This window comes from Protofrankia sp. Cas8 (assembly GCF_963555845.1).
Classification (GTDB): domain Bacteria; phylum Actinomycetota; class Actinomycetes; order Frankiales; family Frankiaceae; genus Protofrankia.
Genome location: NZ_CAUVXI010000154.1, coordinates 1 through 13,820, shown reverse-complemented (window position 1 = coordinate 13,820; position 13,820 = coordinate 1). Strand labels below are relative to the sequence as shown.

Annotated in this window: 8 protein-coding genes and 1 pseudogene; 6 read left to right on the top strand and 3 right to left on the bottom strand. The window is 68.0% G+C overall.

The features are described from left to right. Window positions 1-176: 176 nt before the first annotated feature. Window positions 177-2,627, top strand: a complete 2,451-nt coding sequence (locus U9977_RS19370; RefSeq protein ID WP_322750696.1) for a serine/threonine-protein kinase — start codon at window positions 177-179, stop codon at window positions 2,625-2,627. 13 nt (window positions 2,628-2,640) lie between these two features. On the opposite strand, the gene U9977_RS19365 is transcribed toward U9977_RS19370, so the two are convergent. Further along, window positions 2,641-5,106, bottom strand: a complete 2,466-nt coding sequence (locus tag U9977_RS19365; RefSeq protein ID WP_322750695.1) for a substrate-binding domain-containing protein — start codon at window positions 5,104-5,106, stop codon at window positions 2,641-2,643. 396 nt (window positions 5,107-5,502) lie between these two features. On the opposite strand from U9977_RS19365, the pseudogene U9977_RS19360 reads away from it, so the two are divergent. Beyond that, window positions 5,503-5,685 (top strand): annotated as a pseudogene (locus U9977_RS19360) (hypothetical protein); the annotation flags it as partial. A gap of 74 nt (window positions 5,686-5,759) precedes the next feature. On the opposite strand, the gene U9977_RS19355 reads toward U9977_RS19360, so the two are convergent. Together U9977_RS19355 and U9977_RS19350 are read right to left on the bottom strand one after the other, a co-directional pair. After that, window positions 5,760-6,605 carry a patatin-like phospholipase family protein gene (locus U9977_RS19355; RefSeq protein ID WP_322750694.1) on the bottom strand — a complete coding sequence of 282 codons (846 nt, stop codon included), beginning with the start codon at window positions 6,603-6,605 and terminating at the stop codon, window positions 5,760-5,762. A 450-nt stretch (window positions 6,606-7,055) separates the two neighbouring features. Further along, window positions 7,056-9,566: an ATP-binding cassette domain-containing protein gene (locus U9977_RS19350; protein WP_322750693.1), complete on the bottom strand. Its 2,511-nt coding sequence runs from the start codon at window positions 9,564-9,566 to the stop codon at window positions 7,056-7,058. A gap of 407 nt (window positions 9,567-9,973) precedes the next feature. Between U9977_RS19350 and U9977_RS19345 the strand changes: the two genes are divergently transcribed. The 4 genes from U9977_RS19345 to U9977_RS19330 form a co-directional block, all read left to right on the top strand. After that, complete coding sequence (locus U9977_RS19345; RefSeq protein WP_322750692.1) at window positions 9,974-11,107, top strand: acyl-CoA dehydrogenase family protein; 1,134 nt, start codon at window positions 9,974-9,976, stop codon at window positions 11,105-11,107. 72 nt (window positions 11,108-11,179) lie between these two features. Beyond that, window positions 11,180-12,241 (top strand): SDR family oxidoreductase, encoded by a 1,062-nt coding sequence (locus U9977_RS19340; protein WP_322750691.1) that lies wholly within the window; start codon window positions 11,180-11,182, stop codon window positions 12,239-12,241. Next, window positions 12,238-13,566, top strand: a complete 1,329-nt coding sequence (locus U9977_RS19335) for an aspartate aminotransferase family protein (RefSeq protein WP_322750690.1) — start codon at window positions 12,238-12,240, stop codon at window positions 13,564-13,566. The genes U9977_RS19340 and U9977_RS19335 overlap by 4 nt, the downstream gene beginning before the upstream one ends. Window position 13,567: 1 nt before the next feature. Beyond that, the coding region (locus U9977_RS19330) for an SRPBCC family protein (RefSeq protein ID WP_322750689.1) at window positions 13,568-13,820 on the top strand (253 nt) is incomplete at its 3' end.

Here is a 13,820-nt window from a genome sequence, read left to right as displayed (position 1 = left end):
ACCCTTCACGCCCGGACCCTTCACACCCTGACGTGGTCGCTCATGGGGATCTGACTTTCGCCTGAAGTGGCCGGGCCGCGGCATGGTCACCCACGGTCCGGGTATCAACGGGCCGGGTATCAACGGGCACGGTGGGGGCAGATCACCCGGTGCCGGCGGAAATCCGATAGGGGTGGGTGAAGACAGTGGCGGATGCGGCTCCCCGGTCCGCATCGCCGCTGCACACCGGTGACCCACGCAGGCTCGGGCCCTACCACCTGCATGGCCGGCTCGGCCAGGGCGGGATGGGCACGGTGTACCTCGGACGACGCCCGGACGGCCCGTTGGTCGCCGTCAAGATGATCCGGCCCGACTTCGCCCGTGCACCGGAGTTCCGGGAGCGATTCCGGCGGGAGGCGGTGAACGCCCGCCGGGTCGCGCGGTTCTGCACAGCCGCTGTCCTCGACGCCGACCCCGATGCCGACCAGCCCTACCTGGTCACTGAATACGTCGAAGGGCTGACGCTGTCCGTGACGGTCTCGGAGCAGGGCCCGCTACGCTCGACAGACCTCGAACTGCTCGCCGTGAATGTCGCGACCGCGCTGACCGCCATCCACAACGCTGGCGTAACTCATGGTGACCTCACACCGTCCAATGTGCTTGTTTCCGCCATGGGACCCAAGGTGATCGACTTTGGGATGGCGCGCACAACGGCGCTCACCACAATCAGCGGCGACAAGCAGCGGATCGGAACCCCTGGCTTCATGGCGCCAGAACAGATCGTCGGAGACGAGATCACCCCAGCGGTGGACGTCTTCGCCTGGGGCGGCGTCGTCCTCTATGCGGGCACCGGCCGCCTTCCGTTCGGGCAGGGGCCGACCGACGCCTTGCTGTACCGGGCCGTGCACACCCAGCCATGCCTCGATGGCCTGGATGACGAGCTGAGTCTGCTTGTCGAAGAAGCCATGGGCAAGAACCCGGCCGAGCGGCCCAGCGCCCAGAACCTGCTCGTACGTCTCCTCGGTGATCCATCGATAGCCGAAACCGTCTTGACCGAACCAGCGTCCCCGCCGCACGCGTCCCCAGCGGAACGGCGACCGCACCAGCCGGGCGTCACGCCGATTGCGTCGTTCCCCGCGCCAGCGGCCGCGAACCCATCGACGCCGTCCCGATCACAGGGCCAAGCCCGATCACAGGCTCCGGCGCGCATACCGGCGCCCAGCCCCGCGTCTGCGCCCCCGACACCCCCGAGACCTCAGGCACCCCAGAGACCCCAGACGCCGACGCCGACGCCGACGCCTCCGACACCGAATGGGTGGCCTTCCCGGCCGTCGTTGCCCGCGCGGTGGTGGCGGTGGGTTGTCGGCAAGCGGGCGATTCTCGCCGGATTGTTCGCGTGCATCCTGGTAGCGGGAACCCTCGCCACGGTGCTGACATCGCGGTCCTCCCCCGGCAGGTCCCAGGACGCTTCCCGCCGGCTCACCACAGCGGCGGACACGCAGCGTGCGAAAGACCCGGCACTGGCCGCCCGGCTCAGCCTCGCTGCCTGGAAACTGTCCCCCACGCCCGAGGCCCGGCTCGCAATGATCACATCTTTCGTCTGGCCGTCGGCCACCCCCGTTGCCATGCCCACGAAGTCCGTCAGGGCAGTCGCGCTCAGCTCGGACGGCCGGCTGCTCGCGGGCTCCGGCCCGGGTCCTGGCTCCGACGGTATTGTTGCCCTCTTCGATGCCACCAGTCACGCCCCGGTGATGCCTGCGGCTACGCTCAGCGAGCGAACAGGGCAGGCCAACAGCATGGCGATCAGCCCGGACGGACGTCTGCTGGCTACTGCCGGCCCGGACAGCACCGCTCGCCTCACCGATGTCTCCGACCCGTACCGGCCAGCTGCGCTGTCCACGCTGGCCGGCCATATCGGCCCGTTGAACGGCGTGGCGTTCAGTCCGGACGGCCGCACCGTCGCGACCGCAAGCGATGACCGCTCGGCGCGGCTGTGGGACGTCTCCGACCCGCGACACCCGATGTTCCTGACGAGCCTCTATGGCCATCTCGGCCCTGTACAGAGCGTCGCGTTCGCGCCGGACGGGCGGATCCTGGCCACCGCCTCGGTCGATGGCACGGCCCGGCTGTGGGGCATCAGCGACCGTCAGGCCCCGCGTTCTCTTGCGACGATAACCGGCCACAACGGGGTCGTGGAGGGGATCGCTTTCAACCAGGACGGACATCTGCTCGCCACTGGCGGTGACGACCACACCGCACGGCTGTGGGATGTCTCCGACCCCGCTCGCCCGGCCCCCGACGCGGTGCTGACCGATCACCTCGACTGGGTGACCGGTGTCGCGTTCGGTGGCGCCTGGCTCGCCACGGCAAGCCTGGACGCAACGGTCGGCCTGGTCGACGTGACCAGCCCCCGCGACCCCGTCCTTGCGCGCCTCACCGGCGCGCCGGCTGGCGGCGTGCAGACGGTGGCATTCGATGCCGGCGGCGAGACGTTGGCCACGGCCGGCAACGACGCGACGATCAGACTCCTGCGGCTCGACCCCACCAGGCTCGCCGCTGCGGCATGCGCAGACCCGGGCAACCATCTGACCCCGCAGGAGTGGAGCCGATTCCTTCCCGACACGGCTTACCGACCGCCCTGTGGGTAGCTGTCCGAGAATGTCAACCTGGCCGCACCGGGCCGACATCCTTGGTGAGTTCGTCCACTTTCTCGACCGATTCCTTGATCTCCGCCTCGTCGCGAGGCACGGTGTGGGCCGCCACGGCGATCTCCGCTTGATTGGACAGGTAGAACCTGACGAACGCTGCCACCGCGGGACGGCGCAATGCCGCAGACCGGACATAGATGTAGAGCGGCTTGCACAACGGCAGATACCGACCGGCGCGGGCGTTTTCCAGGGTCGGCTCAACGCATCCCGACCCATTGTTGATCTGGACTCCACTGACACGGTCGGTGTTTGCGGCCAGGGTCGGGAAATCCACATACCCCACCGCGCCCCTGGTCGACCCCACCGCCTGGGCAATGGCGTTGCCGTCGGAATAGCTGCGGAAGTCCGTCCGGCCCTCCTCCCTGCCATTGTTGACTCCGGCGTTAAAGAAGGCGTTCGGGATCGAGCCGGGGTTGAAACCCGCCGGTGTCAGAGGAACATCCGGGAAGGACGGGTCGACCTGCCGCCACGAACTGATCGTGGATTCCTTCCCCCAGACCGCGTGCAGTTGCGCGAGGGTGAGGCAGCGCGCCCAGGTGTTGCTCCTGTCCACCACGACCGGCAACGTCTCGTGCGCGACCTCGAAGGCACTCACCTGATCCTGCCCGCACGCGGCGGTGGGTTCCTTGGGGAATGACGCACCGCTGATGTCAAGCTGGCCTTGGCACAACTTGGCGAAGCCGTCGTCGGTATTCACCGCACGGGTTGTCACCTGGACGTCGCGCTGCTGTCTGCGGAACAGCGCGTAAGCGGTCTCCGTGACCGGTGCCACCTCGATCGAGCCACCCACGGTGACGTCGTTCGGGCCCGGGTTGGGCACGTCCCCGACCGCAGGCGGCGGGAGGTTCTCGGCCTGTTCCTGTGCCCGGTAGACCCACGGCGAGGCGTAGTGGTACTCCCCGGCCCCGCCGCCTGAGCTCCCGCCACCGAACAGGACGACCGCGATGACAATCAACGGAATCATCCAGATGATCATAGCCGTGAACGCCCACGGGTGCCTGCGCACAGGCCCGGTCAACCGCCGAGAGCCATGACCGGCAGGTGCGACGGGTTCGTGCGCGGACACCTGATTCTGCGCCGTGGCTGCCGCACCCGGACGCGACCGGTAGCGATCGGCCGGCGGCACGCTCGCGGGCAGTGGCGGGGGAATGAGGCCTGTGGCAGGTATGCCGGTCCGCTCCTCGTCGGCAGCAGGCCCGTCATCGCCGGCAGGCCCCTTGACAGGCCCCTCGACGTGGTCGACCGCGTCAGGGGATGCCAGCTCGGGCGATGCCTCGTGCGCCGCGATCAGGGCCGTGCCAAGCGCGATCTCCCCGGCCGGACGCACATCGAGCATCACGTCCGCGCCCAGCTCGGCCACCAGCAGATCGTGGACGAGTGGGGTGTGCACCAACCCGCCGCACAGCAGGACCGCGCCGAGGTAGGAGGGGTCTACCGGCACGGACAGGAGCGTGCGGCGCAGCGCGGCCACAGTCTCGGTGAGAGCCGGCCGGGCGAGCGCGTCGAACTCTTCCCGGGTTATCCGAACCGTGGTGACAACCGAGGGCAGGACAACACCGATCTCGGCCTCGGTGTCATCGGACAACGTCTCCCGAGCCTCGGTACATTCGGCACGTAGCCGGGCGAATCCGGACAGCAGAGCAGGGTCGATCGGCGGCACCGTGCGCGGTATCGTGGTGATCTCCGGCGGAGCCGTCCACGGGAACCCCGCCACCCTGTCGCCCAGGACATTCATCACGTGTCCGAGGACGGCCTCGTCCAGATCACGACCGCCCATGTGCTCCAGCCCGTCGGGGTGGCCGCGCAGGACCCACCGACCGCCGTCCGGCCCGTCGCCCGAGCCCTCCTCCGAGCCTGCGTCCAGGCCCACGACGGCGGTGTCGAACGAGCCGGCGCCCAGGTCGTAGACGGCGACCGGATCCCCGGTCCGGGCCGACAGGTGCTGGCGGTAGGTAGCGGCCGCCACCGGGGCGGGACAGGTCGCGAAGGTGGGCGAGCCATCGACGGAGATCTGGTGGAGCGCGCCCGACAACAGATCGATCTTGTAGGGCGACCAGCTCGCCGGATGGCTCACGGTGATGCTCGTCGGCGGGCCGCCGGTCTGGCTGACCACCTCTGCGACCACATGACTGAGCAACCGTGCGAGCAGGGACGCCACCGGCAGGGATGCGCCACCGATGAGCAGTGGCGTTGGATCACCCAGGCGACGAGGGAGGTCCGACGCCGCGCGCGCCGGGTCCGCCAGCGCCCGGCGACGGGCCGCGTGCCCGAACAGTGTCGACCCGTCCGCTCCCAGGTAGAGCACGGCCGGCAGCCGTGACCCGGCTCCGCCGAACGAAACGACTCTGACACGGCCGCCATCAGCGAGAGCGGCCGTCACCCATGCCGACCCCACATCGATGGCAAGTTGGTACTCCACGTCCGTGCCGCCTCCTCATCGGGCTGGTACAGAGATCGGGCTGGTACAGAGATCGGGCTGGTACAGAGATCGGGCTGGTACAGAGATCGGGCTGGTACAGAGATCGGGCTGGTACAGAGATCGGGCTGTCCGGAATCCACCTCCGACATCAATCATCATTTCCGGCAGCCCGCAGCCCGCAGCCACCCCGGGCCACTCGGTGGGATGCCCATAACGGCGCTGCGCCGAACGCCCGGGATGGGGTGAATAACCAATCACCGCGGTTTACGCAACGACATCATCAGCTTTTACACGCTATTATTTCCGTAATATACATACAAGACCCGGATATTTCAGAAGAATATTTTCCGGACTGGTCGGTGGAATCCTTCGACACAGTGCCGCCAGCGCCATACAGGCATCGTCTACCTGGCCCGGAGCGCGCCTGGGCGCCTGGTTTCGATCAAAGTGATCCGGTCCGACGTCGCGAGTAATCCGGCGTTTCGCGCCCGTTTCCGCCGGGAGGCCGCCGCCGCCCGCCGAATCGCGCGTTTCTGTACCGCTGAGGTGCTCGACGCCGATCCGAACGCCGAGCAACCGAGCCGGGGTGGTGCATCCCGTCCGGTGGAGGCACTTCGTAAGCTCGCCTCGGTGGCGCCGTCCGAGCCAACCGCTCAGGCCGCCAGCGGAGCTCCCACCGGCCGGGTCAGGCGAGCAAGCGCCGGCCGGGTCAGGCGAGCAAGCGCCGGCCGGGTCTGGAGCAGCTGGGCCGCCTGCGCGAACGCCATCGGGTACACATCGTGTGCCCGGCGTTGGTCAAACAGGTCAAGCGGGTGCCGGACCAACCGACTGATCGCGCTGTCAGGCCGGATCAGGTGCACCGTGCCACCGGTTGCCTTCGTCCAACGACGCATCTCCCGAGTCAGCAGTTGCTCGATGATCCGCCCGCCGGCGCCGAGCACCGGACCGGCGACGGGCGCGATCACCAGGAGGTTGCGTGCGGCTGGCGCCTGGTCGACGGAGGCCTGTGAACGGACTGCGCCGTCCACGTACAGCCCATGGCCAACCGGGGAGGGTGGGAACAGACCGGGCAGGCTCGAGGAGGCTGCGACCAGGTCCGCCAAGGGGAAACGTCCCCCTGACAATATCTGCCGGCGAAGCGTGGGCACCCCGACCGCCGAGATCCGAACCCGTTCGTCGTGGGCCTCACCGAACACGCTACGAGCCGTCCGCCGGATCCATCCCGGAATCGGGTTCGGAACCCGGACCGGTGGCACCTCGCACAGAACCTCACGTCCCACGCCGGTGGCCACACACGACGCGACCCATGCGCCGGATGACGTACCGAGCGCGTCCACCTCCCGCAGGGGCACGCCAGCGGCGATCAGGGCGTGGGCGATCCCGAGTCCATAGGCGATGCCGAACGGACCGCCCCCGCTATACACGACGGTCAGCGGTGGGATGCCCGTGAAGCTCAACACCGAAGCCGTGATCTCCTGCGCCATGTCAACCGTCCTCACACGCCGAGTTCCTTCGGTCCGCCGGCCTGCCGGGCGCTCCGGAGTGCCCTCGTCAACCAGGTACGCAGCGATCCCGCACCGGCAGGCTCGATATCTGGACCGTTCCATACAACGATGTTGGATTACGCAAGCGCCTCGGCCTAGATATCTCAGGGACACCCGCCACGCCCTGTAGGGGTAGGGAAACCACACCTTGGTAGTTGGCGTCGGGATGAAAACAGACCACCCGGTCCCGACTGTTGGAATTAGAGCGCCCGGCAATAGGAGGAACGGCGTCGCGGGGCTGGGGCACGCACCTCGCCACGTTGTCGTCGGTCGACACCCAACACCTCCGGTGCCTCCCTCCTCCGCCTCGCGATCTACGCACCCCAGCCCCGCTCCTTCATCCACGCCCCTATTGCCGGGCGCTCTAATATGGAATCTAATGTTCATCCGGATAAATCCTGATTGTCAGTGGCTCTTTCGCAGTCGGCCGCTCCTCCTCGCGGCGCGGCGCAGCAGGCGCGTTTCGGTGCGCCTGAGGATGTAGGCGCAGAGCACGACTGCCCCGGCCGCGACCACAAGTCCGAACATCAGGTTGCCGGCATAGGTGGCCGCGGCGTGATTCCAGCGTGAATCGCCGTCGACGACGTTCCGCGACACCACGTTGAGATCCGTGGTCGACGCCAGTGCCGCAAAACCCCAGCGTGCAGGGGCCAGCCAGCTCGCCTGTTCCAACCCGGGGCGGCCGACGACGGGCACCATGCCGCCACAGAGCACCAGCTGGGTCATGGTGATCAGCACGAGCAGCGGCATCGCCTTCTCCGCCTTGTCCACCACCGCAGAGATCACCAGACCCAGCATTGCCGAACCGAGCGCAGCCACCGCGACCGCGAGTAGCACCTCCGGCCAGGGCGAATCGATGACGGCTCCATGCGCCGGAGCCCGGCCGAGCAGGGCGATCAACGTCAGGATCACCGACTGGACGCCGGTGATCAGCGCCAGGATGACAATCTTCGAACTCAGGTAGGCCGTCGTCGACAGGCCGATCGTCTGTTCCCGACGGTAGATCGCCCGCTCCTTGACGATCTCGTGAACGGCGTTGGCCGTCCCCATCAGGCAGGCGCAGACGACGAGCACCAGCAACACCGTGGGTGCGTCCAGGTTCGACTGGCCGGGTACCACACCCAGATCGTGGCGGGCGCGGACACCCCGCGGTACCAGACCGAGCAGGACCGGGAAGGCGATGATGAGTCGCAGGTAGGAGCGGTCGGATGTGGTCACCGACAGCGCGCGGCGAAACAGCGTTGACAGCTGTGCGAACACCGACTGCTGTCGCAGGCCCGCAAGTTCCGCGGGTGCCGCCCGGGCGGACGGTGCGGTCACGGAGGTGGCGACGTAGAGGTTGGATGCACGGAAGCGGGCCCCGGCATCCGCACCCGAGCTCGCCTCCAACTCGAGGAACACATCGGAGAAGTCGGGCTTGCCGAAGTACGGAAGGGCGCCGCGCGGCGGGCCGAAGTACGCGACATGCCCGCCAGGGGCAAGGACCATGACGTAGTCGCACGAGTCGAGGTGGGCCACACTGTGCGTCACCACGGCCACGGTGCGCCCGCCGTCCGCGAGCTTACGCAGTGACATCATGACCGACTTGTCGAGTCCCGCGTCGAGACCGGACGTCGGCTCGTCCAAGTACAGCAGCGATGGCCTGGTCAGCAGCTCCATCGCCACGCTGGTCCGCTTGCGCTGGCCGCCCGACAACCGGCTGACCTGTGTGTTCGCATGCGCTGTCAGCCCAAGCTCGGCCAGCACCTCATCGATGCGTGTCCGCCGCTCATCGGCGCTGACGTCCGGCGGGAAGCGTAGTTCGGCCCCGTATTCCAGGGCCTTGCGCACGGTCAGGGCGGAATGCAGCAGATCTTCCTGGGGCACGTAGCCGATCCGGCGGCGCAGCTCGTCGTACTCGGCGTAGACGTCACGGCCGGCATAGCGGACACAACCGGTGTCCGCGGGACGGAACCCGGTGATGGCGCCCAACAGGGTCGACTTTCCCGCACCACTCGGGCCGATCACAGCAAGCAGGCTGCGCGCCGGCAACCGGAAACTGACATCATGCAGCAGCTGCTTGCCGCCGACCGACACCGACAGTCCCTGCGCCTCGAAGGTGGCATCCCCCTTGTCGACGGCCTCTACCAGCGTATTGCCTCGCAGTTGGAACAGGTGGTGTCCGACCGCGACCACATCGCTTTCTTTCAGGGATTCCTGAGTCACCCGCCGTCCATTGAGGAACGTGCCGTTGGCCGACCCGACATCGACGATCTCGATCCCGGCGTCGCCGACGTGCAGTTCAGCATGGCGTCGGGAGACGAGCAGGTCGGCCACGGTGATGTCGTTGTCCGCGCTGCGTCCGATCGACGTTGTGCCGTCGAACAACTGGTGGACGTTGTGGCGCTCGTACTCGAGCGCGGCCCGGCCCGGTGCATTCTTCGCCTCGGCCGCCGACGGCGATTCGATCATGGCTTTTCGCGAGCCCGGAGTCCTCGCCTCGGGAATTCCGGACCCACCTGACGTTGCGGACCCACCTGGCCTTCCGGGGCCACCTGGCCCGGGTACACGCTCGGGGCTGTCGTGCAGCAGCGTCGCCAGCTCGGCCGTGGGTGCCTCCGCGGACGGGGCCTGGGCGTCGACCACCACCTCTGGGCCGGTGGGTGCGCCGAGCCGGAAGCTGGTTCGGCCACGGACCATCCTGGTAGCCACTTTTTCGCCGTTCGCCCAGGTCCCGTTCGAACTGACATCCCGCACCGACCATCCATTGCGGGCCGGCTCGATCACCAGGTGGCTTCGTGAAACCTGCACATTGGCCATGACGATGTCAGATTCCGGGCCACGTCCGACCACGCACGTCCGACCAGCCCGCAGTCTGGTCTCGTTGCCTTGGGTGCTCACTCTCAGGGTAGCCGTCTCCCCGCTGTCTCTCACCATTGGCTCCATTCCCTTCCTGTTTATCGGGACGCTCAATCCGATATCGAGGACGAGATGGCTCTCGTCCGTACCGGAACCGGCGACCGCGAACCGGAGACCGCGAACCGGATGCCCTCAAGCCTGGGCCACGACCTCGACCCACGCCATACATCTCAGGTGTGCACACCACCCGCTCAAGGGTTCGGGAAAACCCACCTTGGTGGGCCCCGGTAAAGCCGCGCCGCGGTGCACACACCCGCCACCACCAAGGTGGTGTTTTCCCACACCCTGTGGGCCGTGCCGGCCAGCCCTGAGATGCCTGGAACGGGGCCGGGGACAGAGCCCAACCTGATTGGTGTACCGGCCGGCACGCCGGTCCGACATCGATTTTCAGCCGTGGCGGACACCATCGAGAGGAAGACACGATAATGCGGTTCCTGACCGAGGAACGTCGGACGCTGGAGCAGCTGCTACCTGGTCTGGATGCCGCGTTGCGCGGCTACGATCTGACCACTCTGGAAGAACAGGGTAGCCCGGCACTGAAGTCGTTTCGGGCTCACCACGGGCCGGCGCTGCTCGTGCCGAGGGAACACGCCGGCATCGGCGCCGACGTGCTCCAGGCGGTCCGCGTGCAGCGCGCGCTCGGTTCGCGCTCGCCGTCGCTGGCTGTTGCGACGACGATGCACCATTTCTCGATCGCGAGCCTGGTCGAGACAAGCCGGGTCAGCACCGGCTTCGAGTGGATGCTGCTGGAGGGCATCGCCCGCGATGGGCTGCTGGTGGCCTCCGGTTTCGCCGAAGGCCGCCCCGGCCAGGCCATCCTCGCCCCTGGCATGACCGCCCGACCCACCGAGGACGGCGTGGTGATCTCCGGGGCGAAGAAGCCGTGCAGCCTGGCCCGGTCCATGGACCTGCTCACCGCCTCGGTGGCCGTGCCCCGAACGGACACCGAGGGTACCCAGCTGGCCGTGGCTCTCGTTCCAGCCGACACCCCCGGCATGTCGGTGCGGCCGTTCTGGAAGTCGCCGGTCCTGGCGGCCGCCGAGTCCGACGAGGTTGCTCTGGACGAGGTGGCCGTGCCCGCCGATCTGCTGGTTCGCACCGAGATCGGGCCCGATGACACCCCCGACGACCTGCAGACCGCCGGGTTCCTGTGGTTCGAGCTGCTTATGGCTGCCTCCTATCTGGGGATGGCCAGCGCACTTGCCGAGCGGGTGCTGACCTCCGACCGCACCGCGGCGTCCGAACGTGCCGGTATCGCGGTAGAGCTGGAAGCCGCGATGGGCTGTGTGGAGGGCGTGGCCCGCGCAATGACACTCGGTCTGGCCGGTGAAGCCGCCCTCGCGGCGGCGCTGGTGTGCCGCTTCGCCGTTCAGGACGCGATTGCCCGCGCGGTGCGCCGCAGCGTCGAAGCGCTGGGCGGCATGGCCTACATCAGCTCGCCCGATGTGGCCTACCTGGCCTCCTGTACCGCGGCGCTGGCATTCCACCCACCGTCCCGAGCCCGGATGTCGGACCCGCTGTGCGACTACTTCGCCGGGCAGCCACTGCGTGTCGGCTGACCCGAATCGGCTCACATCCGAACCGGCTCACGTCACTGGTGCCGCGTCACCAGTGCTTATGAGGGGAGAACAATGTCCGCTCGTCCCACGATTCTGCTCACCGGAGCCACCGGCGTGGTGGGCAGCGCGCTGTTGCCGATGCTCGGGCGTCATTTCAGAGTGATCAGCCTGACCCGCCGTGCCCGGGTCGAGTCCGAGCAGGTCCACGGCGACATCGCCCGACCTCGGCTCGGACTCGACCAGATGACCTACAAAACACTGTGCGAGCAGGTCGATTTCGTGATCCACGCTGCCGCGGTCACCGACTTCGCCGCGGGAGCTCAGACCACCCAGGAGCTCAACGTAGCCGGAACTGGGCGGATCTGTGACTTCACCGCCGACAGCGAGGCACGGCTGCTCTACGTCTCCACCGCCTTCGTCGCGCGCGCCGAGCTGACCCGCAGCGCGACCGGCAGCGATCTACGGGAGGCCCTCGCGCGTCCCGAGGACTACCTGGGCTCCAAGCGGGCCGCCGAAGCTCTGGTGGGTGCCAGCGGCGTTCCCGCCGCCATCGTCCGACCGTCGGTGGTGATCGGCGACTCGGTCACCGGGCGCATCGTCCGTCTCCAGGGACTGCACATGATCGCGAGTGCGGTGTTGAAGAACCAGCTTCCGCTGGTGCCGCTGGAACCGTCCTCGCGGATCGACTTCATCCCCCAGGACGTCGTCGCCCGCGCGCTGACCGCGCTGGTCCGTGCCGGGATTCCCGACGGGGTGTACTGGCTGAGCGCCGGGCCGCAGGCGCTGACCGCCCAGAGCATGCTCGGTTTCTGTCTGGCCACCGCGCAGCGGCTGGGTATCGCCGTGACCGCGCCGCGCCTGGTCGTTCCGGACATGGTCGAACGGCTGATCCGGCCGGTGTTCATCGACCCGCTGCCCCCAACGGCCAGGCGCCGCTTCGATGACCTTCTTGCCATGACCGCACTGTTCTCCGGGGCACCCCCGTTCCCCACCAGCCTCGGTGCCATCCCCGGTACCCAGGCACCCACGCCGCACGCGCTGGAAAGCTCGTTCGCCGCGTCGGTGCGATATCTGGCGTTGGCCAAGGGTCTGATCGACGAGCGTGCGGCCGGGCTGACGGAGGTTGCAGCATGAACGGTACGAACTGTACGAACGGTACGAACGGTACGAACGGGAGGAACGAGTCCACGTCCTACCCGACCGGCGCGGCCGAGGTCGCGACCACTTATCGCCGGCACGTCAGCCGTGGTCGGGCCCGGCTGGCGGGTCTGACCGGCGGGTTGGTGGAGGTCGCGTCCGACGGTGCCAGGGTCTGGGACGCCACCGGAAACGAGTACCTCGACTGCGGCGGCTACGGGGTCTTTCTGCTCGGACACCGCCATCCGGCAGTGATACGGGCTGTGGTCGACCAGATCCAGCGACACCCGATGGCGACCCGCCTGCTGCTCGAACCTGTGGCCGCACACGCCGCCGAGACCCTCGCCCAGATCACCCCGCCCGGTCTGGACTACGTGCACTTCGTGACGTCGGGTGCCGAGGCCACCGAAGCGGCCATCAAGCTTGCCCGGGCCAATGGGCGTACCAGCCTGGTCTCCACGATCGGCGGGTACCACGGCAAGACGATGGGTGCCCTGTCCCTGACCGCACGCGAGTTCTACCAGGCGCCGTTCCGGCCGTTGCTGCCAGGAGTGCGGCACGTACCGTTCGGTGACTCCACGGCGCTGGCCGCGGTCCTGGGCACGGTTGCGGACTGCTGCGTGGTCGTCGAGCCGGTACAGGGCGAAGGCGGCGTGGTCCTCCCGCCCGCCGGTTACCTGCGTGACGTCGCCGCGCTCTGTCGCGACCACGGCGCGCTGCTGGTGGTCGACGAGATCCAGACCGGGTTGGGCCGGCTGGGACGCTGGTGGGGAGCGGATGCCGACGACGTCATCCCCGACATACTGCTGGTCGGCAAGAACCTCTCCGGCGGAGTCATCCCGGTCGCCGCCATGGTCGCGACCGCCGCCACGTACGCGCCGTTCAACCGCGACCCGTTCCTGCACACATCCACCTTCGCGGAAGCTCCGGTTGCCATGGCCGCTGCCGCGGCCGCCGTGACCACCATCCGGGACGAAGGGCTGGTCGAACGTGCCCGAGTGCTCGGCGAACAGCTGCTTGCCGGCATACAGGACATCCTGCACGGCACCTGCCCAGACCTCGTGGTCGACGTCCGGGGTGCGGGCCTGCTGATCGGCATCGAGCTGGCCGATGCCCAACTCGCCGGCGAGCTCGTCCTCGAAATGATCGAACGTGGAGTGCTCGTGAACCACTCCCTCAACGCCCACAACGTCATCCGGCTCACCCCACCCGCGGTGCTCACCGCGGCCGACGTGGACCTTGTCCTGACCGCGGTCACCGGCGCCGCCGGAGCGTTGAACGAGAGCCACCCGCACACCACAACCCTGGAAAGGAGCGCCTGAGATGCGCACCGTTGCCCTGGAAACCCTCATACCCGCCGCCCGGGTGGACGCCGTTTTCGCCCGCGTCAGCGATTTCGGCCGCTATCCCGAGTACACCGATACCGTTCGTGAGGTAACAATCACCGATCACGACGATGGAACCGTCGACTCCGACTGGTCGGTCGTCTTCCGCAACGGCCTGCTCTGCTGGTCAGAACGCGATCACATCGATTCCGTTGCTCACACGATCAGCTTCAGCCAGACCGACGGAGACT